The following is a 25,928-nucleotide window of genomic DNA, read 5'->3' as shown; positions in this document are numbered from 1 at the left end:
ACCATAAGTACAATCCCTTAGGGGTTTTCCCCGACTATCGTAATAGGTCATGCCCGCCTAAACCTTGGGCAGCACCGCCCCGGCGGTGCGCCGAGCCGGCCAAAATGTCGCGGCCCGGGCCGGCCGATCGGGGGCGCCGACTTGACCGGCGTCAAGCCCGCGGCCCCCGGCCGTGCCAGAGTCGATCCCGACACGGACATCCGAACCACCGGTACAACCAATGCGGCACTCCCCGGCGACGGGGACGGGCCGCCAACGGGAAAGGCGTGCCCCATGGCTGGCGTCAGCCGAGCCGATCTGTTCCGAGGACACGTCGCGGCATCCCCCGCCGCGATCCGCCCGCCGTGGGCGCTGGAGGACGCCGCGTCCTTCGCCGCCGCCTGCGACGGCTGCGGGCGCTGCGCCGCCGCCTGTCCGGAGCGGATCATCGGCCGCGACCGCCCCGGCCGCCCGGCCATGGCGTTCGCCGCCGGCGGCTGCACCTTCTGCGGCGCCTGCGCCGACGCCTGCCCCACCGGTGCCCTGAACCGCACCGGGGCGGCGGCAGCGGCGGCGCCGTGGACCCTCGTCGCCGATGTCGGTGCACGCTGCATCGCCCTGTCCGCGGTGGAGTGCCGGATCTGCGGCGAGCACTGCCCGGCCGGCGCCATCCGCTTCCGTCCGCTGGGGGGCGGCCGCCGGCTGCCCGAGGTCGACGCCGCCGCCTGCACCGGCTGCGGCGCCTGCGCCGGCCCCTGCCCGGCCGGCGTCATCACCCTGCGTTCCAACGACCTGTCACAGGAGAAAGCCGCATGCGGGTGAACCGCTTCGTCCGCGAGGAGGCCGCCCGCCCGCCGCGCGGGCACAACATCTGCGGCGTCCTCGTCCACGCCGACCCCGCCCGTCTCGACGCCGCGTGCGGCCGCCTGACGGCGCTGCCGGGAGTGGAGATCCACCAGTCGGCCGCCGACGGGCGCCTCGTCCTCACCATCGAGGACGCCGAGGGCGCCCCGGCCGCCCTCACCCTCAAGACCCTGACCGAGATCGAGGGCGTCGCGTCCGCGGCCCTGGTCTACCACCACTGCGAGACCGACGACCTGTCGGAGGAGATGCCGTCATGACGCTCACCAGGCGAGACTTCGTCAAGGCCAACGCCGTCGCCGCCACCGCCGCCGTGGCGGGGCTGCCCGTATCACCGGCGCTGGCACAGGCGGCCGGCCGCGACGGCATCCGCTGGGACAAGGGCGTGTGCCGCTTTTGCGGCACCGGCTGCGGCGTGCTGGTCGGCGTGAAGGACGGCCGCGTCGTCGCCACCCAGGGCGATCCCGAGGCGCCGGTCAACCGCGGCCTGAACTGCATCAAGGGCTACTTCCTCTCCAAGATCATGTACGGCGAGGACCGGCTGACCCGGCCGCTCCTGCGCAAGAAGAACGGCCAGTACGCCAAGGACGGCGAGTTCACGCCGGTGTCGTGGGACGAGGCGTTCGACGTCATGGCCGCCAAGTGGAAGGAGGCGCTGAAGACCACCGGCCCGACGGCCGTGGGCATGTTCGGCTCCGGCCAGTGGACGATCTGGGAAGGCTACGCCGCGTCCAAGCTCTACAAGGCGGGCCTGCGCTCCAACAACCTGGACCCCAATGCCCGCCACTGCATGGCCTCGGCCGTGGCCGGCTTCATGCGCACCTTCGGCATCGACGAGCCGATGGGCTGCTACGACGACGTGGAGCACGCCGACGCCTTCGTGCTGTGGGGCTCCAACATGGCGGAGATGCACCCCATCCTGTGGTCGCGCCTGACCGACCGGCGCCTGACCCACAAGGGCTGCAAGGTCGCCGTGCTGTCCACGTTCGAGCACCGCTCGTACGAGCTGGCCGACATCGCCATGACCTTCACGCCCCAGTCGGACCTGGCGATCCTGAACTTCATCGCCAACCACATCATCACCACCGGCCGGGTGGACGAGGCGTTCGTCGCCAAACACGTGAACTTCAAGAAGGGCGTCACCGACATCGGCTACGGCCTGCGGCCCGACCACCCGCTGGAAGCGGGGGCCAAGGACGCCAAGGACCCCAACGCGTCGGAGCCCATGAGCTTCGACGCCTTCAAGGCCTTCGTCGCCGAGTACACCGTGGAGAAGGCGGCCGCCCTGTCCGGGGTGCCGGCGGACAAGCTGCTGGCCCTGGCCGAGCTGTACGCCGACCCGACCGTCAAGGTCGTCTCGTTCTGGACCATGGGGTTCAACCAGCACACGCGCGGTACGTGGGTGAACAACCTGATGTACAATGTGCACCTGCTGACGGGGAAGATCTCCACGCCGGGCTGCGGCCCCTTCTCGCTGACCGGCCAGCCCTCCGCCTGCGGCACCGCGCGCGAGGTCGGCACCTTCGCCCACCGCCTGCCCGCCGACATGGTGGTCACCAACCCCGACCACCGCGCCAAGACCGAAGCGATCTGGAACGTTCCCGAGGGGACCATCCCCGACAAGATCGGCTACCACGCGGTTCTGCAAAGCCGGATGCTGAAGGACGGCAAGCTGAACTGCTACTGGACCATGTGCACCAACAACATGCAGGCCGGTCCCAACATCAATGAGGAGATGTTCCCCGGCTGGCGCAACCCGGCCAACTTCGTGGTGGTGTCCGACGCCTACCCGACGGTGTCGGCCATGGCCGCCGACCTGATCCTGCCCACCGCCATGTGGATGGAGAAGGAGGGCGCCTACGGCAACGCCGAGCGGCGCACCCAGTTCTGGCGCCAGCAGGTGAAGGCGCCGGGCGAGTCGCGCTCCGACCTGTGGCAGCTCATGGAGTTCTCCAAGCGCTTCCGGGTCGAGGAGGTGTGGCCCGAGGAGCTGATCGCCAAAAAGCCGGAGGTGCGCGGCAAGACCCTGTTCGACGTGCTGTACGCCAACGGCACCGTCGACGCGTACGGCCTGGACCAGATCCAGCCGGGGCACGACAACGATGAATCGCGCCTGATGGGCTTCTACGTCCAGAAGGGGCTGTTCGAGGAGTACGCCCGCTTCGGCCGCGGCAAGGCCCACGACCTGGCCGACTTCGAGCTGTACCACCGCTCGCGGGGCTTGCGCTGGCCGGTGGTGGACGGCAAGGAGACGCTGTGGCGCTTCCGGGAAGGGTACGACAGCTACGTGCCGGCCGGCGAGGGCGTGCGCTTCTACGGCCACAAGGACGGCAAGGCCAACATCTTCGCCCTGCCCTACCAGCCCCCGGCGGAGAGCCCGGACGGCGAGTACGACCTGTGGCTGGTGACCGGCCGCGTGCTGGAGCACTGGCACACCGGCACCATGACGCGCCGGGTGCCGGAGCTGCACCGCGCCTTCCCCAACGCCGTGGTGTACATGCACCCCGACGACGCCGCCGCCCGCTCCCTGCGTCGCGGCATGGTGGTGCGGCTGTCGACCCGGCGCGGCGACGTGACGACCCGCGTCGAGACCCAGGGGCGCAACAAGCCGCCGCGCGGGATGGTCTACATCCCCTTCTTCGACGAGAGCCAGCTGGTCAACAAGCTGACCCTCGACGCCACCTGCCCGATCTCCAAGGAGACGGACTTCAAGAAGTGCGCCTGCAAGGTCGAGAAGACGGCGCAGGTGTAAGGCGGAGCGGGAGCGGCTACGCCGGGCCCCCACCCAACCCTCCCCCATCTTCGACGGGGGAGGGCTCGCGTTCCTCCCCCCGCGCAGTGGGGGGAGGCCAGGAGGGGGGCCCGGTGCGACCACGCTCCACCGGCAACCGGAGTGCTCACCATGAGCGCATCACCTGAGGGTCCCGGCCGGCGGCGGGTGCTGGCAGCGGCGGCGGCGGTGTGCGGGACCGGCTTCCTGGCGCTGCTGCTGGGCCGCGTCGCCGCCCCGTCGCGCACGCTGGCGGCCACCGCCCTGCGCCCGCCGGGCGCGCTGGCCGAGGCCGACTTCCTGGCGGCGTGCGTGCGCTGCGGGCTGTGCGTGCGCGATTGCCCGTACGACACGCTGCGGCTGGCCGATCTGGCCGACGCCGCGGCGACGGGAACGCCGTACTTCGTCGCCCGGGAGATCCCGTGCGAGATGTGCGAGGACATCCCCTGTGTCGCCGCCTGCCCCACCGGCGCCCTGACGAAGACGCTGACCCGCATCGACGACGCCCGCATGGGCTCGGCCGTGCTGGTCGGCCACGAGACCTGCCTGAACGTGCTGGGGCTGCGCTGCGACGTCTGCTACCGGGTCTGCCCGCTGATCGACACGGCGATCCGGCTGGAGATGCGCCACAACGAACGCACCGGCCGCCACGCCCACCTGATCCCGGTGGTCGACACCGACGTCTGCACCGGCTGCGGCAAGTGCGAGAAGTCCTGCGTGCTGGAAGAGGCGGCGATCAAGGTGCTGCCCGCCGACCTGGCGCGCGGCCGTCTCGGCGACCATTACCGGCTGGGCTGGAAGGAGCAGGAGCGCGCCGGCAAGCCGCTGGTGGACGGCATCATCGACCTGCCCGACCGCGGCTACGTGCCGCCGTCCCTGAACGGGGAGTTCCGGCCATGAGCGCGCCCTCGCGGCGCCGGCCGGGCCCGGCGGCGGTGGCCGCCAAGGGCCGGCTGCGGGCGAACGGCTGGCTGATCGCCCGCCGCACCGCCCAGGCGGCGTTCCTCGCCCTGTTCCTCACCGGACCGCTGTTCGGCGTGTGGATCACCAAGGGCACGCTGGCGGCCAGCGAGACGCTGGGCGTGCTGCCGCTGACCGATCCGCTGGTGCTGGCGCAATCGCTGCTGGCCGGTCACGCGCCGGAGACGGCGGCGGTGATCGGGGCCATCCTGGTGCTGGGGGCGTACGCGCTGCTGCGCGGCCGGCTCTACTGCTCGTGGGTGTGCCCGATCAACCCGGTCACCGACGCCGCCGCCGCCCTGCGCCGCCGGCTGGGGCTGAAGGAGGGCACGGCGCTGAACCGGCGCCTGCGCCACATGGTGCTGGCGGCGGTGCTGCTGGCCTCCCTGGTCACCGGCGTGGTGGTGTGGGAGGCGGTGAACCCCGTCACCCTGCTGCACCGCTCGCTGGTGTTCGGCTCCCTGGCCGCCGGCGGCCTGGTGTGGACGGTGGTGGCCGCGATCTTCCTGTTCGACCTGGCGGTGGCGCCGCGCGGCTGGTGCGGCCACCTCTGCCCGGTCGGCGCCTTCTACGCCCGGGTCGGCCGCTTCGGCACGGTGGCGGTGGCGGCGCCGCGGCGCGCGGCGTGTGACCACTGCATGGACTGCTATCAGGTCTGCCCCGAACCCCACGTCATCGCACCCGCCCTGCGGGACACCGGCACCGACGTGATCCACTCACCCGACTGCACGGCCTGCGGCCGCTGCATCGACGTATGCCCGCACGACGTCTTCGCCCTCGGCCTGCACCGGCCCCGCCTGCCGGCGGCCGGCACCCCCGTCGGCGCCACAGCCCTTCGTCAAGGAGACCCCTCGTGAAATCCCATCTGAAGCTCATCGCCGCCGCGGCCGGCATGGCGCTCGTCTCCGCCGCCGTCCTGCCGGCGGGCGCCTTCACCGCCGACCTGCAGTCCCTGCGCGGCGCCGTGGAGATCCCGGCGACCGACCAGGCGCCCTCCATCGACATCTTCAAGTACCAGGAGGGCGGGAGCTGGTCGCGCAACTTCCGCCAGCAGCCGCCGCTCATCCCGCACAAGGTGGAGAAGTACCAGGTCGACCGCAACGTCAACCAGTGCGTCTCCTGCCACGACTGGTCCAACGCCAAGCGCATGCGGGCACCGCAGATCAGCGAGACCCACTATCTGGACCGCGACGGCAACCGCCTCGACTCCATCGCCGGCACCCGCTGGTTCTGCACCCAGTGCCACGTCCCGCAGACCGATGCCAAGCCGCTGGTGGAGAACGAGTTCGCCCCTGCCCCGACGCTGCGCTGACCGAAAGAGACCCGGCCATGACGACCGAACCCCGTGACACCGCCGGCGGCGACGCCGCCCGGCGGCCCGGCCCGCTCGCCCGCCTGTGGGGGGTGCTGTGGAGCCCCTCCGTCCGCTGGTCCCTGGGCACCCTGCTGATCGTCGGCGCGACCGGCGGCGTGCTCTTCTGGGGCGGCTTCAACTGGGCGATGGAGGCGACCAACAACGAACAGTTCTGCGTCTCCTGCCACGAGATGCGCGACAACGTCTATGCCGAGTACCGCGGCACCGTGCACGACAGCAACCGCTCGGGCGTGCGCGCCACCTGCCCGGACTGCCACGTGCCCAAGGACTGGACGCACAAGGTGGTCCGCAAGATCGAGGCGTCGAAGGAGCTGTACCATCACATCCTCGGCTCCATCCAAACGACCGAGGATTTCGAGGAGCAGCGCCTGCGTCTGGCCGGCAACGTGTGGCGCAGCATGAAGGCCAACGATTCGCGCGAGTGCCGCAACTGCCACAACTTCCAGTCCATGGACGTCGCCCTGCAAAGCGAACGCGCCCGCCCGCTGCACCTGGCGGCGCCCGAGAACGGACAGACCTGCATCGACTGCCACAAGGGCATCGCCCACCATCTGCCCGCCGGCACCCCGGCCGCCACGCGGGCGCTGGAGCAGGCGGCCCGCTGACCGCCGCCGCCCCTTGCACCGCGCGGGGATTTGCCCCCACTGTGCGTCGGTGCGCGGGGCGGGCAAGGGGAGACCGGAGGGGATGGAACGGGTCGAGTGCGTCGTGGTCGGGGCCGGCGTGGTCGGGCTGGCGGTGGCGCGGCGCCTGGCGCTGGCCGGGCGGGAGGTGGTGGTGCTGGAGGCGGCGGAAGCCATCGGCACCGGCACCAGCTCGCGCAACTCCGAGGTCATCCACGCCGGCATCTATTACCCTTCGGGGTCCCTGAAGGCGCGCCTGTGCGTGGCCGGACGCGACGCCCTCTACGGTTTCTGCGCGGAGCGCGGCATCGCCCACCGGCGGCTCGGCAAGCTGATCGTCGCCACCGACGGCAGCCAGGTGGCGAAGCTGGAGGCGATCCGCCGGCAGGCCGCCGCCAACGGCGTGGAGGACCTGCGCCTTCTCGACGCCGCCGCGGTGCGCGCACTGGAGCCGGAGCTGCACGCGGTGGCAGCGCTCCTCTCGCCCTCCACCGGCATCATCGACAGCCACGGCCTGATGCTGGCCCTGCAAGGGGACGCCGAGGACCGCGGCGCCATGATCGCCTTCCACAGCCCGCTGACCGGCGGTCGCGTGACGGACGACGGAATCGAGCTGGCGGTCGGCGGGGCGGAGCCGACGCGCATCGCCTGCACGGTGCTGGTCAACGCCGCCGGGCTGGGCGCGTGGGACGTGGCGAGGGGGCTGGAGGGGTTCCCCGCCGCCGCCGTGCCGCCGCGCCGCCTGGCCAAGGGCAACTATTACGCCCCGGAGCGGGGTCGCGCCCCGTTCCGCCACCTCGTCTACCCCGTCCCGGAGGACGGGGGCCTGGGCGTGCACCTGACCCTGGACCTGGCCGGGCAGGCCCGCTTCGGGCCGGACGTGGAGTGGCTGGACGGCACGGCCCATGACCACACCGTCGACCCCGGCCGCGCCGGGCGATTCTACGACAGCATCCGCCGCTATTGGCCGGGTTTGCCCGACGGCTGCCTGGTGCCGGCCTATTGCGGCATCCGCCCCAAGCTGAGCGGTCCCGGCGAGCCGGCCGCGGACTTCCTGATCCAGGGTCCCGCCGACCACGGCATCGGCGGGCTGGTCAACCTGTTCGGCATCGAATCGCCGGGTCTCACCGCCTGCCTCGCCATCGCCGATGCGGTGGCCGCGCGGCTGGATGGCCTTGACCGTTCGGGCGGATCCCCCATCTAATGGGGGAATTGGTGGCGCCGGGTTCGCCCGGGCCGCCGCGGAACGGGCGCCGCTACCCTGGGCCCTCCGGCAACTCGCTCGCTTCCGAGGAGGATGCGCCATGTCGACTCGTCTGTCCCTCTTCAACAGCCCCCTGCTGCTGGGCTTCGATCAGTTCGAACGCACCCTCGACCGGATCGCCAAGAACTCGGCCGAAGGCTATCCCCCCTACAACATCGAGCAGATCGGCGACGACGGCCTGCGCATCACCCTGGCGGTGGCCGGCTTCACCAACGACGACCTGTCGGTGCAGATCGAGGACAACCAGCTTGTGATCCGCGGCCGCCAGCAGGACGACCGGGCGCGCGTGTACCTGCACCGCGGCATCGCCGCGCGGCAGTTCCAGCGCAGCTTCGTCCTGGCGGAGGGCATCGAGGTTGTCGGCGCCACCCTGGACAACGGCCTGTTGAACATCGACCTGGTCCGCCCGATGCCCGAGCCGAAGGTGCGCACCATCGCCATCAAGCAGCCCGGCAAGGCGGCCGGCCGTCCTCCGGGGCCGCAGCAGATCGACGTCGCGCCCGACCCCTCCTCCCCGCCGGAGGCGTGACGGAACCGCGTCCCATCGGTTTCCCGCCCCGCACGCATTTCACGACGAAAGTCCCGCCATGAACATCGCCCCGCAGACCCTGCAGCTGCTCTCGCCCGAAGACTTCGCCGCCTTCGGCGTCAATCACGTCGCCTACGTCAAGCAGGTGGACACCAACGGCGCGATCACCTTCGCGGTGCACGCGGCCGATGGCACCCCGCTCACCGTCCTTCCCAATCGGGACGTCGCCTGCGCCGCCGTGCGCCAGCACGACATGGAGCCCGTCAGCGTCCACTGACCGGCGCACCCGACCGCGCCCCGGCCGGCCTCCGGCCGGGGCCGGTGTCGTCTCCGCCGTTCGTCGCACGAACCTCGCCGGACTTGACCGGACGGGGATCGCGGGCGCAATCAGATATTTTACCGGGGCGATCCGCCGAAGTCGGCCGGTGCCCCACCCCGGGGAGACAGGACCGTGTCCGTGGATGGCGGTCATCAGACAGTGAACACGGATGATGACGCCACCGGCCGGGATGTGGAGGGTGGTGCGCGCCGCAAGGCGTGGGACGACGAGGCCCGCGACGCCCTGCACATCATGCCGCTGACGGCTCTGCCCCTGGAGACGCCGGGGTTGCAGCACGCGCGCCTGATCAAGAACGTGCGCCTGCAGACCGTCATCGAGATGTTCAATGACGTGCAGACCGGCAGCGGCCAGGTGCACCCCCATCAGGTCGCCGTCTATTTCGATTCCTACAAGGACGAGGTGGAGCGCGACCTGGTGCTGATCGACAAGATCGCGCACGCCGCCAGTTTCGACGTCTACACCTCGCGCATCGAACTGCGCCGCCTCAACATCAAGGTCAACGACCATCAGGCGCTGACCCTGTCCGAGCGCAAGCGGGCGGAACTGACCCGCTACATGCAGGTGTTCACCCGTCCGCTGATCGAATACGTCTACGCCGGTGAGGAGCTGCAGATCCGGGACGTCGACGACCTGATCCGCATGTTCGCGACCCCCAATCGGGAGGACGCGCTGCGCAACCTGCGCATGATGGCCGACCGGCTCGACATCGAGCTGATGGAGATCCCCAACTTCCTGGAAGAGTACGGCGACATCTTCCTCTCGCTGGCCTATTTCCGCAAATGCCTGGACACCATCGTCCCCGAGGTCCAGCGCTTCCTCACCTGGACGGCCGAGGTCCGCGACTCTGCCGAGATCAAACGGGATTTCCGGCTGGGCAAGATGCTGGACGACATCAACCGCGACCTGACGGACATCTCCACCTCGATCACCGGCCGGTTCGAGAGCTTCGACAACCGATCCAAGGATTTCTGGCGCGACATCAACGCCGCGACCTTCCGCTCGATCCGCGAGCTGATCACCTCCCACCACGTCACCATCGGCGGCGTGCTGTGCGGCCTGGCGGTGAAGATGGACCTGTGGAAGACCCGCTTCGCGCGCGGCGGCGGCGGCCCCAACCGCCGGCTGGAGTTCATCAAGTCGGAGATCCTGCCCGGCCTCTCCCACATCAAGTCGCTGGAGCAATCGGCGCGCACCTCGGGGGTGTAGCCCCGTGGACCGGGAAGCGGGAGGAGCGATGACCGTCGCCGGCCTGCGGTCGTGGCTGCACCGCATCCCCTATGCCGAGCGGGTCGGGCTGGGCACGCTGGTGCTGCTGCTGCTGGTCGGGGGCGGCGTGTGGGGATTCGTCCTGCTGGCCGACCTGGTGATCGAGGGCGAGACCGAAGCGTTCGACCGCACCGTGCTGCTGGCCCTGCGCAATCCGGCCGACGTGAGCGACCCGCTGGGTCCGCGCTGGCTGGAGGAGATGGGGCGCGACATCACCGCGCTCGGCAGCATGGGGGTGTTGACCATGCTGACGCTGGCCGTCACCGGCTACCTGGCGATGCGCCGCCTGTGGCGGGCCGCCGCCCTGCTGCCGGTGTCGGTGGGCGGCGGCATGCTGGTGAGCACGCTGTTGAAGATGGTTTTCGAACGGGCACGGCCCGACCTGGTGCCGCACGGCGCCTACGTCTACACCGCCAGCTTCCCCAGCGGCCATTCCATGATGGCGGCGGTGACCTACCTGACGCTGGGCGCGCTGCTGGCGCGCGTGGAACCGGACCCGCGCATCAAGGCGTACATCCTGACGCTGGCCGTGGCGGTCACCGTGCTGGTCGGGGTCAGCCGCGTCTATCTCGGCGTCCACTGGCCGACCGACGTGCTGGCGGGCTGGACGGTGGGGGCCGCCTGGGCGCTGACGGTGTGGCTGGTCGCCCGCTGGTTGCAGCGGCGCGGTGACGTCGAAAAGGGCAACGGCCGGTTCGCCTTCTGACGGCGTTCCCCGCCGGACGACATCATTCTTATCTTCCCGGAAATACTGTTGCAGTGTATGAGTTCAATGATGTCTCATGCTTTGGTGCGATATTTTTTATTATTTCGCTCACATTGATTTAACTTTTTATCTCGCAATATTGCAGCTCGAAGAGATTTGCAGGAGTATCGACGATGTCCAACTTGAGCTTGCGCGCCCGCATGCGCCTTCTGCTCGCCGTTCTGGCGGTCGCGGTCGTCGGACTCGGTGTCTTTGCCGTGGAACGCATGGGGGTCGTCAACGCTCAGTCGACCATCCTCGCCGAGGTGTGGATGGTGCGGGCGGACCAGATGAGCACGGTCAACATCGCGACCTCCGATTACCGCATCGCCGAAGCCTCCCACATCCTGACGACCGATCCCGCGGTCATGGCGGCGATCGAACGCGACATCGACGCCTTGCGCCGGACCATCACCGACAGTCTCGGCGCCTACGCGGGCCTCGACCACGACGCGCCGGAACGCAGCGCCATCACCAAGGTGCAGAACGAATGGGCGCTTTACCTCGAAAAGAGCCAGTCCATCATCGGTCTGTCGCGCCGCAACCAGAATGAGCAAGCGGCCCGGGATTTCATGGAGACCCGCCCGATCTTCGATGCCTTTTCCCGCTCCCTGGCCGATCTTGTCGATCTCGAGCAGACCAACGCGGCGGAATCGAGCGCGTATGGCGATGAAGTCTATGAATTCTCGCGGACGATGATGGTGGCCGTGCTCGTCCTGGTCCTTGCGGTGCTGGGATACGTCGTCCTGTTCTTCGACCGGAGCATCGCCGCGGCGATCGACGGGATGACCCTGACCATGACCCGCCTTGCCGGGGACGATCTCGGCGCGGAGATCGCGGGACGGGAGCGGAAGGACGAGATCGGAGCCATGGCCCGTGCGGTCCAGGTGTTCAAGGACGGCGCCGCCCAGCGCCTGGAGCTGGAGCGCCGGCAGCGGGAGGATCAGGAGGCCCGGGAGCGGCGGATGGAAGCCATGGCCCGCATGATCGCCGATTTCGACGCCGCCGTCGGCGGTGTTCTGCGAACCGTCGCCTCGGCGGCGACCCAGTTGGACGGCACGGCGCGGGAGATGGCGGCGATCGCCGACGACACCGCCCTCCAGGCCGGCGCCTCGTCCGCCGCCGCGGAGGAGACGTCGGTCAACGTGCAGACGGTCGCGTCGTCCGCCGAGGAGATGAGCGGTTCCCTTCAGGAGATCGCACGCCAGGTCAGCCGGTCAACCGGGGTTGCCAACCGGGCGGTGGCCGAAGCCGACCGGACCAACGGAACCGTTCAGGGGCTGGCCGAAGCCGCCAGCCGCATCGGGCAGGTGGTGGATCTCATTTCCGAAATCGCGTCCCAGACCAACCTGCTGGCGCTGAACGCCACCATCGAAGCGGCGCGGGCCGGCGAGGCCGGGAAGGGCTTCGCCGTCGTGGCGTCGGAAGTGAAGAGCCTGGCCACCCGCACCGGCAAGGCGACCGACGAGATTTCGTCGCAGATCACCGCGATGCAGCAGGCGACGGGCGGCGTCGTTGACGCCATCCGCGGGATTGCCGGCACCATCGGCTCCATCGATGAGATCACCACCGCGATCTCCGCCGCCGTCGAGGAGCAGACGGCCGCAACCGCCGAGATCTCCCGCAACGCTTCGCAGGCGGCCGCCGGCACGCAGGAGGTGTCGGCCAACATCGTCCGCGTGACGGAGTCCTCGGCCCGGACCGGGGCGGCGGCCGGCCAGGTCCGGGGAGCCGCCGCCGAGCTGTCGCGCGGATCGGAGCAGCTCCGCAGCGAGGTCGAGCGATTCCTGGCGGGAATCCGCGCGGCCTGACCGGGCTGCGCCGGACCGGTGCAGCCTCCTGACAGAACGCTGTCAGGAGGGGTGCGGTAGAAAGGGGGCGTGCCGGCACGTCGACCTTTCCACCGCATCCAGGGAGCACCGCCATGACCACCCCCAACGTCGCCGTGTGGTTCGAGATCCCCGCCACCGATTTCGCCCGCGCCGTACGCTTCTACGAAACCGTGTTCGGCGTCCGTCTCGTCGAGGAGCGCTGCCCGCAGTCGGACGTCGTCATGGGCATCTTCCCCGCCGCCGACGGCGCCGTGAAGGGCTGCATCATCGCCGGTCCCGGATTCACGCCGGGCGCCACCGGCACCGTCGTCTACCTCAACGGCGGCGACGACCTGACAGGGCCGCTGGAACGGGTGTGGGCGGCCGGCGGCCGGGTGCTGGTGACGAAGACGCTGATCGACGAGTCCATCGGCTACTTCGCCCATTTCGAGGACACCGAGGGCAACCGGGTCGGCCTGCACTCGCTGCGGTAGGCGGCGGCCCCGATCCGTCGTAGGCTTCCCCTCCTCCGCCACCGGGAAATGCCGGGCATGCGCCGCGCCGACCGCCTGTTCCAGATCGTGCAGATCCTGCGCAAGGGGCGCCTGGTCACGGCGGCCGCCCTGGCCGGCCGGCTGGAGGTGTCGGAGCGCACCATCTACCGCGACCTGCGCGACCTCGCCGCCACCGGCGTGCCGGTGGAGGGCGAGGCCGGCGTCGGCTACATCCTGCGCGAAGGCTACGACCTGCCACCCCTGATGTTCACCCGCGAGGAGATCGAGGCGCTGGTGGTGGGGGCACGGCTGGTCGGCGCCCGGGTCGGCGGTGCCCTGGCCGGAGCGGCGGCGCGCGCACTCGACAAGATCGAGGCGGCGGTCCCCGACGGCCGCCGCCCCGAACTGGAGGCGTCCCGCCTGTTCGCCCCGGACGTCGCCCTGCCGCCGGCCATGGCCGAACGGCTGGACGCCCTGCGCCACGCCATCAACGACCGGCGGGTCGTCGTCTTCGACTACATCCGGGGGGACGGCACCGCCTCGACCCGCAGCGTCCGGGCGCTGGGCCTGTTCTTCTGGGGCAGGGTGTGGACGCTGGCCGGCTGGTGCGAACTGCGCGATGATTTCCGCACCTTCCGCGTCGACCGCATGGACGCGGTGCGGCCGCTGGACCGCACCTTCACCGAATCGTCGGGGCGGGGGCTTGCCGACTATCTCGCCCGCTGCCGCCCCGACATCTGATACGGCCGGAAAAAGATCCGTTCCATTGGTTTCCGGCCGTGAAACCCGACAGATCAATGCCTTGCATTGATCGATAGGGTCATACCGACGGCATCATTCTGATGCCGTCGGTATGACCCCGATGTCACGCCGGAGCGAAGGCGCCGTGGAAGCCCAGCGGAACGGGCGCGTCCAGCCAGGCGCGGTACAACGGGCCGTCGGCGACGCGGCGTGCATCGAACACCGACACGCCGCTGCGCCGCCGCGCCACGTCGAGCACGGTGCCGACCAGCCAGCCGTCCGCCTCGCCGTCGCTCCCCGGGCGGGGAACGACCACATGCTCCTCCGGGATCTCGGCCGCCGCGAAGTCGAAGCGGTCGACCGCACCCGTCTCCAGGTCGCGGCGGACCAGCGCGCTCAGCCAGGGGGAGGCGCTTCCCTCCGGCCGCATGAGGTGGACGAGGTGCCGGTTGCGGCGGCCGACGACCCGCGGATCGACGCGGGGAAACTCCGCCGGCTCGGGCCCCAGCGCCTCCACCGACGTCCCGCCGCCGGGCCGCAGGGTCACCAGCACCGCCCGCGGGCCCGCCGCATCCGCCCGCTCCCCGCCCATCACCGCGCGCAGCGTGTCGGTGACCAGCCGGGCGTCCGGGGCCAGGGCGAAATCGAAGCGGATGGTGCCGTCGGCCTCCTCCAGGGCGTTGCCGAAGTGAAAGCCGAAGCCGGCCGGCAGCTCCCACGTCCGCACGCGCGACGGGTCGTCCTTGTCCACCGCCACGACGCGGGTCGCCCGGTTGCCGTGCCAGCGGTGGGCGTCCAGGAAGGACTCCCGCCCCCACCGCTCCGGGTCCAGGGTGAAGGGCGCCAGGACGAAGACCAGCGACCGCCCGGTCACCGCCATGTCGTGCAACATACCGGGGTGCCGTACGTCCGTCAGCGCGAAGCGGCTCAGCCCGCCGTCCGGTGAGAGGCGCCACACCATCAGGCGGCCTTCGGGGTAATGGACGCCGAAGTTCCACACCGTGCCGTCCGGGTCCACCTTCGGGTGGGCGGAGAAGGGGGTGCCGCGCAGATCCTCGCGCCACACCCGCTCGCCCCGGGTGTCCAGGCTGTCGGGGTCCAGGTCGTAGGCCGATCCGGCCTCCCACAGGGCCAGCAGCGACCCCGCCAGCGGCAGGACGCTGATGTTGGCCGGGTTCATGGCGTCACCGGGAACCAAAGCCGGCACCCCCGGCGGCAGCGTGCCGAAGGCGGGCACCAGCGGCCGCCCCGCCGCCGTCTCGGCGACGAACTTGCGGGTGCGCACGAAGCGGCTGCGGTAGACTGCCCCGTCCGGCGCGAGGCGCCAGGCGTGGACCATGCCGTCGCCGTCGAACCAGTGGCGGTAGCGCACGCCGCCCACCACCTGCCCCGCCGGCCCGTTGCGGTAGAGCGTGCCGGCCAGACCGTCGGGCGGCCGGCCCTCGGTCACCAGCCGCACGGGCTCGCGCTCCCGCCCGCGGCCTTCCCAGCCGAGCAGCCAGGGGTTCCCCGCCAGGGCCGAATCGAAGGCATCGGCCAGGGACACCGGGGCACCGCCGGCCGCCGCCGCGGTGCGCAGCGCAGCCGGCAGGGCGGCGGCCAGGGTGGCGGCGCCGGCGGCCTGCAACAGGGTGCGTCGCTGCATGGTGCCCTCCCTCACGGCGTCAGGGTGACGGTGGTGTCGGCCGTCTCGTCGTCGACGGCGACCGCCATGGCATCGAACGGCGGCGGCCCGAAGGACCCGGCGGCGTCGCGGCTGAAGCCGTAAGGTTCGGTGGGAACGCCGAACAGGTTGGTGTCCAGCGTCTCGTTGCGGTTCAGGTCCTGGAAGACGGCCACCGCGTAGCGTCCGGGCGGCAGGCCGCCGAACGCGACATCCACCATGGCGTCTACGGGGTGGAGGATGGCCGCGGCGAACCGCCGGCCGGCCTTGAAGGACTCCGCGCTCTCGTAAACCGCGACCATCAGCTTGCCCTGTTCGGGCTTGACGTTGGTTACGGTTGCGCGAAGCTCGCCGCCGAACGCCGTGGCGGGGGCCAGGGCCGACAGCAGCAGAAGGGGGATCGTCCGGTGCAGCAGGGGCCTCATCCTCGTCTCCTGTGGTGCGGGGGGGACGCGTACGCCTGCACGGCGTCCACCCCGCCGGCATGCCGCACCGCAGCCCGTACGCACCAGCGCCCCTGCGCGGCGGAGGGGGGCGGCTTTCGTGAATCGACGGGCCGGGCGGTTGGCGATGCGTGAACGGCAGGCCCGCATCCTGACCCGCCACCTGCCCATCCTGCTGGTCACCGTGGCGGTGATGACGGTGATCGGCCCGTTCGGCACCTTTGCCGAGCTGAGCGTCGGGCAGCGCCTCGCCTATTGGGGCGGGCTGATGGGGTGCGGCTTCGCGCTGTTCCACGCCACCGGCGCCGCGGCGGTGCGCATCGCGGCGCGGCGCGGCGTGGGCTGGCCGGCGGCGGTCGCCGGGCTGGTGGCCGCCAACGCCGCCGTGATGACCGGCGCGGTGGCGCTGGTGGAGCGGGAGCTGCGGGGCCACGACTTCCTGTCGCCCTCCGGCCTGGCAGAGCTGTACGCGTACGTCCTTGTCATCACCCTGCTGGTTTCGGCCGCCCCGCTGTGGCTGGAACTGCGCGCCCATGGCCTGCTGGCCGGCACCGGGCCGGCGGAGCCATCCGCCCCGCCTCCGGCCCGCCCGCCCGCCTTCCTGGACCGCATCCCGCCGCGGCTCGGCCGCGAGCTGCTGGCGCTGGAGATGGAGGACCATTACGTGCGCGTGCACACACCGCTGGGCAGCGACCTGATCCTGATGCGCCTGCGCGACGCGGTGGCGGAGCTGGACGGCGCGGACGGGTTGCAGGTCCACCGGTCCCACTGGGTGGCGGCGCGGGCGGTGACGGCGGTGGAACGGCGCGGCGACGGGCGGCTGATCCTGGTCCTCAGCACCGGACGCCGTGTTCCCGTCAGCCGCCGCTATGCCGCCGCCGTGCGCGGCGCCGGCTGGATCGAACGCGGTGGACACATTTAAGTATTCTATTTCAACAAAGACATCATCGATTGCATACTTGGATACTTCCGGCCCGCTCTTTCGGTCTTTCCTTTCCTTGTTCGCATCCGCACTCTAGAATGACCAATCATTGGCTGAGTCGGCTGCAAGCGGGTTCAGCATACGGTAATACGGGAGACGGGCATGGCGGATATGCTCGATGCCGTGCGCGATCGCCTGGCCGGGATGCCGCCGACGGCCGTGGCCTGGGGTTACGCCCTGGCGGGAGCGGCGTGGATCGTCCTGTCGGACCGGGCCCTCGGGCTGATTGCCGACCCCGGTCCCTGGCAGACCGTGAAGGGGCTGGTCTTCGTCACCGTAACCGCGGCCACGCTCTTCCTGCTGATCCGCCACGCCGCCCGGACCCTGCGCCGCGCCGAGGAACACCTGTCGCAGGAACGCCGGGACCGTCGGCGCGCCGAATCGGACCTGGAGGAGAGCCGGCAGGTGCTGGACGTGGCCGGCACCGCCGCCGGCTTCGGGTCCTGGATCTACGACGCCGGCGACGGCGGCACGCTGCGCTGTTCAGCCGCCGCCCGGCGCATTCTCGGTGCGGCGGGGCCGGTCTTCGATGAGACGCCGGCGGCGGTGCTGCGCCGTTTCCACGCCGGCGACCGGCCGCGCCTGCGCGCGGCCGTCAAAGGGGCGATCGCCGGGCGCGGGGCGCTGCGGCTGGAGGTGCGGCTGGCCGGGCACGACGGCGCACCGCGCTGGGTGCGCGTGGAAGCCTCCGTTCTGGAGAGCGGCGATCCCACCCCCCGGCCGCGCCTCATCGGCGTTCTCCGGGACATCACCGAACGTCGCATCGCCGACGAGGCGTTGCAGCACGCCCGCAAGGTGGAAGCGCTGGGCCGGCTGACCGGCAGCGTCGCCCACGACTTCAACAATGTGCTGACCATCATCCTCGGCGCCGTGGACGACCTGGAGGGCACCGCTTCCGAGGCGGACCGCCACGACGCCGCCGCGATCATCGAGGCCGCCGCCCGGCGCGGCACCCGGCTGACCGGCCAGCTCCTCGCCTTCGCGCGGCGCCAGGTGCTGGAACCGCGGACCTTCGACGCCAACGCGCTGCTGACCGCCATGGAGACGCTGCTGACCTGGACGGTCGGCAAATCCGTGCGGCTGGATCTGCGCCTGGCGCCCGGCCTGTGGCCGACCACCGCCGACCCGCAGGCCCTGGAAACGGCGCTGCTCAATCTGGCCTTCAACGCCCGCGACGCCATGCCCGACGGCGGCACCCTGGTCATCGAGACCGGCAACGCCGTCATCGACGCCAAACCCCACGTGCGCATCCGCGTCAGCGACACCGGTACGGGCATGACGCCCGAGGTGCTGCGCCGCGCCATCGAGCCGTTCTTCACCACCCGCAAGCCGGGCTACGGCACCGGCCTCGGCCTGTCCCAGGTCTATGGCTTCGTCGCCCAGTCCGGCGGGGTGTTCCACATGGACAGCACCCCCGGCCGGGGCACCACGGTGACCCTCGCCTTCCCGCGGGCGGAGGCGCCGCACTGACGCTCCGCCCGCGCAGCGGTGCCGGCGCTACGCTGCCTGCGCCAGGTTGCGCAGGACGTAGTTCAGCACGCCGCCGTGGCGGTAGTACTCGACCTCGTCCAGGGTGTCGATGCGGCACAGCAGCGGCACCGTCTGCACCGTGCCGTCGGCGCGGGTGATGGTCAGGGTCACGTCCCGGCGGGGTGTCAGGCCGTCGGCGATGCCGGCGATGTCGAACCGCTCGCTGCCGTCCAGCTTCAGGTCGTGGCGGGTCATGCCATCCTTGAACTGCAGCGGCAGCACGCCCATGCCCACCAGGTTGGAGCGGTGGATACGCTCGAAGCTCTCGGCGATCACCGCCCTGATCCCCAGCAGCATGGTGCCCTTGGCCGCCCAGTCGCGGGAGGAACCGGTGCCGTACTCCTTGCCGGCCACCACCACCAGCGGCACCCCCTCGTCGGCGTAGCGCATGGCGGCGGTGTAGATGGGCAGACGGTCGCCCGACGGATGATGCCGGGTCTCGCCGCCCTCGACGCCGGGCAGCAGTTCGTTGCGGATGCGGATGTTGGCAAAGGTGCCGCGCATCATGACTTCATGGTTGCCGCGGCGCGAGCCGTAGGAATTGAAGTCCTGCGGCCGCACCTGGTAGCTCAGCAGGTACTCGCCGGCCGGGCTGGTCTTCTTGATCGAGCCGGCGGGCGAGATGTGGTCGGTGGTGATGGAATCGCCGAGCAGGGCGAGCAGCCGCGCCCCGTGGACGTCCTGCACCGGCGCCGGGGTGCGCGGCATGTCGGCGAACAGCGGCGGCAGCTTGACGTAGGTGGAGCCGTCCTGCCAGGCGTAGGTCTGCCCCTCGGCGGTGGCGATGGACCGCCACTCCGGCGGGCCCTCGAAGACATTGGAATAGCGGGTGCGGAACATCTCCGGCGTGACGTGGGCGGCGATGGCGTCGTTCACCTCCCGGGCCGTCGGCCAGATGTCCTTCAGGAACACCGGCTGCCCGTCGCTGCCCGTGCCCAGCGGGTCCTTCACCGGGTCGATCCGCATGTTGCCGGCCAGGGCGTAGGCGACGCACAGCGGCGGCGAGGCCAGATAGTTGGCGCGGGTGTGCGGGTTGACGCGGCCCTCGAAGTTGCGGTTGCCCGACAGCACGGCGGCGACCACCAGGTTGCCCTCCTCCACCGCCGCCGCGATCGGTTCGGGCAGCGGGCCGGAATTGCCGATGCAGGTGGTGCAGCCATAGCCGGCCAGCGTGAACCCCAGCCGGTCGAGATAGGTTTGCAGCCCCGCGTCCTCGAGATAGTCGGTCACCACCTGCGAGCCCGGCGCCAGCGAGGTCTTCACCCACGGCTTGCTGGTCAGGCCCTTCTCCACGGCCTTCTTCGCGACCAGTCCGGCGGCCATCAGCACGGCGGGGTTGGAGGTGTTGGTGCACGAGGTGATGGCGGAGATCACCACCGCCCCCTGCTCCAGCGCGTAGTCGGTGCCTTCCACCGGGACGGCGCGGCCGGGGTCGTCCGCCTTGAAGGTGGCGGTCAGGTCGCGGGTGAAGGAGTCCGCCACGCCGGACAGGGCGACGCGGTCCTGCGGCCGGCGCGGGCCGGCCAGCGACGGTTCCACGTCGCCGAGGTCCAGGTCCAGGGTGTCGGTGAACACCGGATCGGGGACGCCGGCCTCGCGCCACATGCCCTGCGCCCGGGCGTAGGCTTCGACCAGCGCCACCCCTTCGGGGTCACGGCCGCTGAACTTCAGATAGCGCACCGTCTCCGCGTCGATGGGGAAGATGCCGCAGGTGGCGCCGTATTCGGGGGCCATGTTGCCGATGGTGGCGCGGTCGGCCAGGGACAGATGGTCCAGGCCGGGGCCGAAGAACTCGACGAACTTGCCGACCACGCCGCGGCTGCGCAGCATCTGGGTGACGGTCAGCACCAGATCGGTGGCGGTGGAGCCCTCGCGCAGGCGGCCGGAGAGCCGGAAGCCGATGACCTCGGGGATCAGCATGGAGATGGGCTGGCCCAGCATGGCCGCCTCCGCCTCGATGCCGCCCACGCCCCAGCCCAGCACGCCCAGCCCGTTGACCATGGTGGTGTGGCTGTCGGTGCCGACCAGCGTGTCGGGATAGGCCACCATCCGCCCCGACGGGTCGGTGTCGGTCCACACCGCGCGCGCCAGGTACTCCAGGTTGACCTGGTGGCAGATGCCGGTGCCGGGGGGGACGACGCGGAAATTGTCGAACGCCTTCTGGCCCCAGCGCAGGAAGGCGTAGCGTTCGTGGTTGCGCTCGAACTCGAACGCGACGTTGCGCCGGAAGGCGTCCTGCGTGCCGAACACGTCGACCATGACGGAATGGTCGATGACCAGGTCGACGGGCACCAGCGGGTTGATCCGGCGGGGATCGCCGCCCAGGTCGGCCATCGCCTCGCGCATGGCGGCCAGGTCGCAGACGGCGGGCACGCCGGTGAAATCCTGCATGAGGACGCGGGCGGGACGGTAGGCGATCTCCCGGTCGCAGCGCCGCTCCTTCAGCCAGTCGGCCAGCGCCCGCACGTCGTCCACGGTGACCGAGCGCCCGTCCTCGAAGCGCAGCAGGTTCTCCAGCAGCACCTTCAGCGAGAAGGGCAGCCGCGACAGGTCGCCGGCGCCGGCCTCGCCGGCCGCCGTCAGGCTGAAATAGTCGTAGCTCCGTCCGCCGACGGTCAGCGTGCGGCGGGTCTTCAACGAATCCTGACCGGTGAAGGTGGTCACGGTTGCGCCTCCTTATGCTCGATGGGGCTTGTTCGACGGGGCGGACCGGCAGCCGCAACCGCGGCCGTCACGCTGCTGATATGGCGCGCGCCGCCGCCGGTTCAAACCGCACCGTCCGCGTCGCCCCCGCGCTCAGCGCGCCAGCTCCAGCAGCACCGGGTCCCAGATCCGGGCGTAGAGGGCGAGCTGCTCGCTGTCGCAGGTGCGGAACGACCGGATGCGCACATGGGACGGCACGATCACCTCGGGGGCGGACAGCAGGTCCGGCTCCATCCACGCATCCGACCCGCGCACGGCGTTGGCGTAGCGGGAGAAATTGCTCTGCAGCGCGGCGTTCTCCGGGCGCAGGATGAAGTCGATGAAGCGCAGCGCCGCCGCCCGGTTGCGCGCGCCGCGCGGCACCGCCAGGGCGTCGGACCAGATGATCAGCCCCTCGGCGGGATAGACGTAGCGCAGGGACGGCTTGCGCTCGCGCGCCCGCAGCGCGTCGCCGTTCCAGGCGATGCCGACGGCGATGCGGTCGCCGGACAGCGCCTCGACGGCGTCGGAGATGGTGTAGATGCGCTCGCGTGCCAGCAGGGGGCGGACCAGCGCCAGGGCCCGGTCGAGATGGTCGGGGTCGGTCGTGCACTGGGGCAGGCCCAGGTGCAGCAGGGCCAGGCGCATCGTCTCCTCGGCCCCCACCAGGAAGCCGACCTTGTCCCGCAGCGCGTCGGGCGGATCGAACAGCAGCGCGATGCTGTCCAGGGGGCCGGACCACACGGCGGTGTCGACCACCAGCGACGTGGTCCCCCAGTGGAAGGGCACGCTCCACTCGTTCTTGCGGTCATAGGGGGGAGACCGCCAGCCGTCGAGGATGTTGGCGTAGCCCGGCATGCGGAACGCGTCGATCGGCTCCAGCAACCCGTCGCGGGCAAGCTGCGGGATGTCGTAATCGGGCGGATTGATCAGGTCGTAGGCGCCGGGGTCGGCGCGCAGCTTCTCGCGCATCCCGGTGATCGACACCACGGGATCAACCGTCACCCGGATGCCCGTTTCCCGTCGGAAGGTTTCGAGCACCGCCGGAGCGATGTAATCCGCCCAGGTCAGCAGGCGCAGTTCCGTGGCCGCCGCAGGCATCGCGGACAGCAGGAACAATACGGCAAGCAGTACGTGCATACTTCAGCCCCTTACCTTTGGAACCGCGAGATTTGGGGTGATCCCCGCTCCCGTGATGATAGGATGCCACGCCCCGCCGCACACTGCGATCGTGTCCCAACCCTTGCGACACGCCGCTGCCGTGCGGAAGGCTGCACCGGTCGGAAAGGGAAACGGGAGCGCATGGAGCCACGCCGCCGCATGACCAGCGTCCGGGCCGCCGTGGTGGCCGCAGCCTGCGCCGTCGCCGCGATGACGGTCGTCGCCGGCGCGGTGAGCTGGTACTTCTACGCGCGAATCGAGTCGCTGCTCATGACGGTGGCGCAGGAGCGGTCGACCACCCTGGCGCTGGCCCTGCGGCTCGCCGAAACGGCCAACCGCTTCGCCGCGGGCGGCAGCGAGGTGGAGGCGGCAACCAACCAGCTCCAGCGGCAGAACGCCACGGTCGCCCTCGCCCAGCACGCTCAGGGGTTGCATGAGGCGATCGCCGCCCTGCGCCGGGTCGATCCGGCGGCAGCGCAGATGGAGGCGATCGAGCGCCTGGTGGTGGCGATGGAGGAGAACCTCTACGAGATGAACCGTCTGGTGGAGCGGCGAATCGACCTGGAGGCGCTGGAACGGCGCAACCGCGCCGCCATCGCCAGGGCTCAGGCGGAACTGGACGGGCTGTGGTCGCGTCCGGACCGGAACGATCCCGGCCTGCACCCACCGGAAGCGGCCGCGGTGGGCCTGATGCTGCGCCTGTACGAGGCGGCGCAGGCGGACCGACCCGGAGCGTTGTCGGCCGCCCGGGCCGCCTATGACGCGGCGCGGGCGGGGCCGTTCGCCCTGCCGTCCCGGATCGATTCCCTGGCAACCGGTCCGTCGGGTGTTTTCGCCGTGCGCGAGGCGATGCTGGACGTCCGCGGGGCCATCGACCGCCACGCCGTCCAGGGCCGCGAGATCGTCACCCGCCTGGGCATCGCCGTGTCGCGGCTGGTGGCGACGGTGGATGGCGAGATCGAGGCGATCCGCGCCGATGCCGCCGCACAGACCGCGGCGGGGCGACGTTGGCTGCTGGCGGTGGCGGTGCTGACCTTCGTCGGGCCGCTGGCCTTCGTCTGGCTGGCGGTCAGCCGTTCCATCGTGACGCCGCTGGCGCGGCTGGCCGCGACCACCCGCGCCATCGCCGCCGGTGCCACGGACACGCCCATCCCGCCGGCCGGCCACAGCGAGTTCCATGAGATCGCCGCCGCGCTCGCGGTGTTCCGCGACACCACCGCCGCACTGGCCGAGCGCACCCGCGCGCTGGCCGCGTCCGAAGAGGCGCAGCGCCTGGCCCGCGAGGAGGCGGAGCGGGCTCTGGCCGACCTGCGCGAAACGCAGGAACAGCTCATCCACGCGGAGAAGCTGGCAGCCCTGGCCGGGGTCGTCGCCGGTGTCGCGCACGAGGTCAACACCCCCGTCGGGATCACGCTCACCGGTGCCAGCCTGCTGGACGAGGAACTTGCTGAACTGGACCGGCGGGTGCGCGACGGCGGCCTGCGCCGGTCGGATCTGGCGCAGTTCCTGGACCGCGCCCGCGAGATCGCCGGGCTGATCCAGGCCAACATGAACCGTGCCGCCGCCCTGATCCAGGCCTTCAAGCAGGTGGCCGCCGACCGATCCGGCGAGAGCCGGCGTGCCTTTGACCTGCGGGAAACGGTCGAGCAGACGGTGCTGAGCGTCAAGCCCGCGTTCGAGAAGGCCGGGCACGCGATCCGCGTGGACTGCCCGCCGGGTCTGGTGCTGGACGGCTTTCCCGGCGGGCTCAGCCAGATCCTGACGATCCTGGCGATGAACGCGCTCGACCACGCCTTTACGCCCGGTCACGGCGGAACCCTGCGCATCAGCGCCGCCGCCAGCGGGCTGGACGGCATCCGCATCGATGTCAGGGACGACGGCTGCGGCATTCCGGCCGACTTGCGGCGGCGCGTGTTCGAGCCGTTCTTCACCACCCGGCGCGCCAACGGCAACACCGGTCTGGGCCTTCACATCGCCTTCAACGTGGCGCAGCAGACCCTGGGCGGCCGTCTCGACCTGGTCGGCACGGACGGGGGCGGCGCCCACTTCACCTTGAGCATCCCGGCCGTCGCCCCGCGCGGCACCGCGACGGACGGCGCCCGAGAACCCGCCACCGCGACCTCTTCCATGGAATGGTGAGCGGCGGCAGGGCGGTGCCCCGGGAGCATGCGCGCCTGTGTTACGCCGCCTCGCCGAGCCAGCGCTGACGGAACGCATGCGCGTCGTCCACGCGCTGGAAATCGAACCCGAAGAAACGGCGGCCCAGCACGTCCCGCCCGTGCAGCGGGATGAACTTGCCCGGAAGGCTCTCCTCCGCCCAGCGGATGATCGCCTTGCGCGTGTCGAGGTCCGGCCATTCAGGAAACCGTATCGTCGTCCAGTGTCCCATGTCAGCCTCCCGCTCGCTTCCGCCCCTTCGGTCGGTGTTGCACTGAACGCACAATATAGGTTGTTACCTGTGGCCGTAAAGCCCTATTGCGTTACAGCGAAGCAATGATAGCGCCTTTTCCGCAACAGTCGCCAACAGTGGCAGACACCAACCGGTTACGGGCAAATCAAAGCATAAAAAAAATCAAATGCCGCGAACCGGGAAGGCCCGGCGGATCACGACGGCCGCAAGGCCACGAACCGGACGAAGCTGAGACCGCGCCCGAGCACACGCAGGCGGGCCCACCACAGCGCCAGTTCGCGGGCCAGCCCGGACAGCATTCGGCCGTCGGGAGACGCCGCGCCCTCCAGCCGCCGGGCGAGATCGCGCACCCGCTCCAGGATCTGCCAGCGGTGGGCCAGCGTCAGATCCTCGGCGACGCGCACATCCATGTTGCGCTGGGTCAGCTCCTCCGTCAGGCGCCGCGTGGTCCAGGGATAGAGGTCCACCGGCTCCTCCGAGCGCCAGGTCGACCACGCCTCCGGCGAGGCCGGGATGCCGTCGGAGACGTAATCCATCATCAGCACCCCGCCCCCCGGCTTCACGCAGGTGCAGAGCTGGTCCAGGTAATGCTCCTTGTCCCGCACGCGGTGGACGATCCGGTCGGCCATGACCAGATCGTAGCTGCCGGCCGGCCGGAACGCCTCCGGATCGTATGCGGCGACCGGCGCCTTGCGATCGAGCCCCAGCAGGCGGGAGCGTTTCATGGCCATGCCCGCCAGCACGGGCGACGGCTCCAGCCCGGTCACCCAGGTGTCGTAGGCGCCGACGATGGCGCGCGCCGCCCCGCCCAGGCCAGCTGACACGTCGAGCACGCTCTTGGCCGGATTGAGCCCGAATTGGCTGACCGCGTCGACGGCCCAGTCGCCGTCGCCCGGACCCACGAAATCGTCACCCCAGAGGAGTTGCGCACCCTGCACCCGGTCCAGCGACCACAGGGGCCAGCCGCGACGGTCGAGCTGCCGGTCTTCCAGCGCCCGGAGGTCGGCGTGCTCATCCGCGGCGGCCGCAGCCGCAGCGGCAACGGCAAGGGAATCCGGTCCCGGCCCCGGCACCATTGCGACACCGCGCCGCGGCATCGGCCGGCCATCGCCCGCCCGCCGCGAGCGCAGCGAGCGGGCATGGCGCTGCAAGCGGTCGATGTCATAGCCTTCCCACCACGCGATCAGGCGCGCCCTCCAGTCAGGATTGAGCCACCGTTCCAGTTCCCGCGCGTGCACGACCCGACCCTCGCTTTGGAGAGACATTTTAGAGAAATGCTTTTTACTTGAGGCAATCCTA

24 protein-coding genes are annotated in these 25,928 nt (G+C 70.8%); 18 read left to right on the top strand and 6 right to left on the bottom strand.

The window, feature by feature from the left end; genetic code table 11:
* The first annotated feature begins 273 nt into the window (after positions 1-273).
* From G472_RS0112055 to G472_RS0111985, 15 genes are all read left to right on the top strand, one after another.
* Positions 274-801 carry a ferredoxin-type protein NapF gene (locus tag G472_RS0112055; RefSeq protein ID WP_035692134.1) on the top strand — a complete coding sequence of 176 codons (528 nt, stop codon included), beginning with the start codon at positions 274-276 and terminating at the stop codon, positions 799-801.
* The gene (locus G472_RS0112050) at positions 792-1,100 is read left to right on the top strand and encodes a chaperone NapD (protein WP_029008602.1); all 309 of its coding nucleotides are present in this window, start codon (positions 792-794) and stop codon (positions 1,098-1,100) included. Before G472_RS0112055 ends, G472_RS0112050 begins: the two co-directional genes overlap by 10 nt.
* Positions 1,097-3,592: a nitrate reductase catalytic subunit NapA gene (gene napA / locus G472_RS0112045; RefSeq protein ID WP_029008601.1), complete on the top strand. Its 2,496-nt coding sequence runs from the start codon at positions 1,097-1,099 to the stop codon at positions 3,590-3,592. Before G472_RS0112050 ends, napA begins: the two co-directional genes overlap by 4 nt.
* Positions 3,593-3,742: 150 nt before the next feature.
* Entirely contained in the window at positions 3,743-4,510 is a 768-nt protein-coding gene (gene napG, locus G472_RS32740; RefSeq protein WP_035692131.1) for a ferredoxin-type protein NapG, read from the top strand.
* Positions 4,507-5,427, top strand: a complete 921-nt coding sequence (gene napH / locus G472_RS32735; RefSeq protein ID WP_084536594.1) for a quinol dehydrogenase ferredoxin subunit NapH — start codon at positions 4,507-4,509, stop codon at positions 5,425-5,427. Before napG ends, napH begins: the two co-directional genes overlap by 4 nt.
* Positions 5,424-5,882, top strand: coding sequence for a nitrate reductase cytochrome c-type subunit (locus tag G472_RS0112030; RefSeq protein WP_245593466.1), 459 nt, complete (start codon positions 5,424-5,426; stop codon positions 5,880-5,882). Before napH ends, G472_RS0112030 begins: the two co-directional genes overlap by 4 nt.
* Before the next feature lie 17 nt (positions 5,883-5,899).
* A complete protein-coding gene (locus G472_RS32730; RefSeq protein ID WP_051340722.1) occupies positions 5,900-6,550 on the top strand; it encodes a NapC/NirT family cytochrome c in 651 nt (216 codons plus the stop codon).
* Positions 6,551-6,632: 82 nt separating this feature from the next.
* A complete protein-coding gene (locus G472_RS0112020) occupies positions 6,633-7,772 on the top strand; it encodes an NAD(P)/FAD-dependent oxidoreductase (protein WP_029008599.1) in 1,140 nt (379 codons plus the stop codon).
* A 100-nt stretch (positions 7,773-7,872) separates the two neighbouring features.
* On the top strand, positions 7,873-8,361 hold the full coding sequence (locus G472_RS0112015) for an Hsp20 family protein (RefSeq protein ID WP_029008598.1): 489 nt from the start codon (positions 7,873-7,875) through the stop codon (positions 8,359-8,361).
* 58 nt (positions 8,362-8,419) lie between these two features.
* Positions 8,420-8,638 carry a DUF1150 family protein gene (locus G472_RS0112010; RefSeq protein WP_029008597.1) on the top strand — a complete coding sequence of 73 codons (219 nt, stop codon included), beginning with the start codon at positions 8,420-8,422 and terminating at the stop codon, positions 8,636-8,638.
* 201 nt (positions 8,639-8,839) lie between these two features.
* On the top strand, positions 8,840-9,907 hold the full coding sequence (locus tag G472_RS32725) for a hypothetical protein (RefSeq protein ID WP_051340721.1): 1,068 nt from the start codon (positions 8,840-8,842) through the stop codon (positions 9,905-9,907).
* A gap of 28 nt (positions 9,908-9,935) precedes the next feature.
* Positions 9,936-10,673, top strand: a complete 738-nt coding sequence (locus G472_RS0112000) for a phosphatase PAP2 family protein (protein WP_029008596.1) — start codon at positions 9,936-9,938, stop codon at positions 10,671-10,673.
* A gap of 173 nt (positions 10,674-10,846) precedes the next feature.
* Positions 10,847-12,523 (top strand): methyl-accepting chemotaxis protein, encoded by a 1,677-nt coding sequence (locus tag G472_RS0111995; RefSeq protein WP_029008595.1) that lies wholly within the window; start codon positions 10,847-10,849, stop codon positions 12,521-12,523.
* A 113-nt stretch (positions 12,524-12,636) separates the two neighbouring features.
* Positions 12,637-13,017: a VOC family protein gene (locus tag G472_RS0111990; protein WP_029008594.1), complete on the top strand. Its 381-nt coding sequence runs from the start codon at positions 12,637-12,639 to the stop codon at positions 13,015-13,017.
* Positions 13,018-13,074: 57 nt separating this feature from the next.
* Positions 13,075-13,758 (top strand): helix-turn-helix transcriptional regulator, encoded by a 684-nt coding sequence (locus tag G472_RS0111985; protein WP_029008593.1) that lies wholly within the window; start codon positions 13,075-13,077, stop codon positions 13,756-13,758.
* Positions 13,759-13,882: 124 nt separating this feature from the next.
* Here the strand turns inward: G472_RS0111985 and G472_RS0111980 are convergent, their stop codons facing one another.
* Both G472_RS0111980 and G472_RS32720 read right to left on the bottom strand, forming a co-directional pair.
* Entirely contained in the window at positions 13,883-15,403 is a 1,521-nt protein-coding gene (locus G472_RS0111980; protein WP_029008592.1) for a carotenoid oxygenase family protein, read from the bottom strand.
* 11 nt (positions 15,404-15,414) lie between these two features.
* Positions 15,415-15,846, bottom strand: a complete 432-nt coding sequence (locus tag G472_RS32720; protein WP_051340720.1) for a DUF2141 domain-containing protein — start codon at positions 15,844-15,846, stop codon at positions 15,415-15,417.
* Between the two features lie 145 nt (positions 15,847-15,991).
* On the opposite strand from G472_RS32720, the gene G472_RS0111970 reads away from it, so the two are divergent.
* Together G472_RS0111970 and G472_RS32715 are read left to right on the top strand one after the other, a co-directional pair.
* A complete protein-coding gene (locus G472_RS0111970; RefSeq protein WP_029008591.1) occupies positions 15,992-16,786 on the top strand; it encodes a LytTR family DNA-binding domain-containing protein in 795 nt (264 codons plus the stop codon).
* Positions 16,787-16,948: 162 nt separating this feature from the next.
* The gene (locus tag G472_RS32715; protein WP_051340719.1) at positions 16,949-18,316 is read left to right on the top strand and encodes a hybrid sensor histidine kinase/response regulator; all 1,368 of its coding nucleotides are present in this window, start codon (positions 16,949-16,951) and stop codon (positions 18,314-18,316) included.
* A gap of 27 nt (positions 18,317-18,343) precedes the next feature.
* Here G472_RS32715 and acnA read toward each other — a convergent pair whose 3' ends face one another.
* Both acnA and G472_RS32710 read right to left on the bottom strand, forming a co-directional pair.
* Positions 18,344-21,040 carry an aconitate hydratase AcnA gene (gene acnA / locus G472_RS0111960; protein ID WP_029008590.1) on the bottom strand — a complete coding sequence of 899 codons (2,697 nt, stop codon included), beginning with the start codon at positions 21,038-21,040 and terminating at the stop codon, positions 18,344-18,346.
* 132 nt (positions 21,041-21,172) lie between these two features.
* Entirely contained in the window at positions 21,173-22,198 is a 1,026-nt protein-coding gene (locus G472_RS32710) for an extracellular solute-binding protein (protein WP_084536592.1), read from the bottom strand.
* Positions 22,199-22,360: 162 nt separating this feature from the next.
* On the opposite strand from G472_RS32710, the gene G472_RS37090 reads away from it, so the two are divergent.
* Positions 22,361-24,358, top strand: coding sequence for an ATP-binding protein (locus G472_RS37090; protein WP_051340717.1), 1,998 nt, complete (start codon positions 22,361-22,363; stop codon positions 24,356-24,358).
* Positions 24,359-24,398: 40 nt separating this feature from the next.
* On the opposite strand, the gene G472_RS0111945 is transcribed toward G472_RS37090, so the two are convergent.
* Together G472_RS0111945 and G472_RS0111940 are read right to left on the bottom strand one after the other, a co-directional pair.
* Entirely contained in the window at positions 24,399-24,608 is a 210-nt protein-coding gene (locus tag G472_RS0111945; protein WP_029008589.1) for a hypothetical protein, read from the bottom strand.
* A gap of 215 nt (positions 24,609-24,823) precedes the next feature.
* Complete coding sequence (locus G472_RS0111940; RefSeq protein WP_029008588.1) at positions 24,824-25,867, bottom strand: class I SAM-dependent methyltransferase; 1,044 nt, start codon at positions 25,865-25,867, stop codon at positions 24,824-24,826.
* Positions 25,868-25,928: the final 61 nt, after the last annotated feature.

The organism is Azospirillum halopraeferens DSM 3675 (genome assembly GCF_000429625.1).
In the GTDB taxonomy this organism is placed as follows: domain Bacteria; phylum Pseudomonadota; class Alphaproteobacteria; order Azospirillales; family Azospirillaceae; genus Azospirillum; species Azospirillum halopraeferens.
The sequence above is the reverse complement of the archived record's forward strand: the minus strand, read 5'-3'. Positions and strand labels throughout refer to the sequence as shown.

Excerpts from the sequence above, each read along its gene's own strand:
- G472_RS0112050 (WP_029008602.1), top strand. The coding sequence starts at position 792 with ATGCGGGTGAACCGCTTCGTCCGCGAGGAGGCCGCCCGCCCGCCGCGC.
- G472_RS0111985 (WP_029008593.1), top strand. The coding sequence starts at position 13,075 with ATGCGCCGCGCCGACCGCCTGTTCCAGATCGTGCAGATCCTGCGCAAG.
- G472_RS0111980 (WP_029008592.1), bottom strand. The coding sequence starts at position 15,403 with ATGCAGCGACGCACCCTGTTGCAGGCCGCCGGCGCCGCCACCCTGGCC.
- G472_RS0112000 (WP_029008596.1), top strand. The coding sequence starts at position 9,936 with ATGACCGTCGCCGGCCTGCGGTCGTGGCTGCACCGCATCCCCTATGCC.
- G472_RS32710 (WP_084536592.1), bottom strand. The coding sequence starts at position 22,198 with ATGCACGTACTGCTTGCCGTATTGTTCCTGCTGTCCGCGATGCCTGCG.
- G472_RS0111990 (WP_029008594.1), top strand. The coding sequence starts at position 12,637 with ATGACCACCCCCAACGTCGCCGTGTGGTTCGAGATCCCCGCCACCGAT.
- G472_RS37090 (WP_051340717.1), top strand. The coding sequence starts at position 22,361 with ATGGAGCCACGCCGCCGCATGACCAGCGTCCGGGCCGCCGTGGTGGCC.
- G472_RS0111995 (WP_029008595.1), top strand. The coding sequence starts at position 10,847 with ATGTCCAACTTGAGCTTGCGCGCCCGCATGCGCCTTCTGCTCGCCGTT.
- napA (WP_029008601.1), top strand. The coding sequence starts at position 1,097 with ATGACGCTCACCAGGCGAGACTTCGTCAAGGCCAACGCCGTCGCCGCC.
- G472_RS0112055 (WP_035692134.1), top strand. The coding sequence starts at position 274 with ATGGCTGGCGTCAGCCGAGCCGATCTGTTCCGAGGACACGTCGCGGCA.
- G472_RS0111945 (WP_029008589.1), bottom strand. The coding sequence starts at position 24,608 with ATGGGACACTGGACGACGATACGGTTTCCTGAATGGCCGGACCTCGAC.
- napG (WP_035692131.1), top strand. The coding sequence starts at position 3,743 with ATGAGCGCATCACCTGAGGGTCCCGGCCGGCGGCGGGTGCTGGCAGCG.
- G472_RS32715 (WP_051340719.1), top strand. The coding sequence starts at position 16,949 with ATGGCGGATATGCTCGATGCCGTGCGCGATCGCCTGGCCGGGATGCCG.
- G472_RS32720 (WP_051340720.1), bottom strand. The coding sequence starts at position 15,846 with ATGAGGCCCCTGCTGCACCGGACGATCCCCCTTCTGCTGCTGTCGGCC.
- G472_RS0112020 (WP_029008599.1), top strand. The coding sequence starts at position 6,633 with ATGGAACGGGTCGAGTGCGTCGTGGTCGGGGCCGGCGTGGTCGGGCTG.
- G472_RS32730 (WP_051340722.1), top strand. The coding sequence starts at position 5,900 with ATGACGACCGAACCCCGTGACACCGCCGGCGGCGACGCCGCCCGGCGG.
- G472_RS0112015 (WP_029008598.1), top strand. The coding sequence starts at position 7,873 with ATGTCGACTCGTCTGTCCCTCTTCAACAGCCCCCTGCTGCTGGGCTTC.
- napH (WP_084536594.1), top strand. The coding sequence starts at position 4,507 with ATGAGCGCGCCCTCGCGGCGCCGGCCGGGCCCGGCGGCGGTGGCCGCC.
- G472_RS0111970 (WP_029008591.1), top strand. The coding sequence starts at position 15,992 with ATGCGTGAACGGCAGGCCCGCATCCTGACCCGCCACCTGCCCATCCTG.
- G472_RS0112010 (WP_029008597.1), top strand. The coding sequence starts at position 8,420 with ATGAACATCGCCCCGCAGACCCTGCAGCTGCTCTCGCCCGAAGACTTC.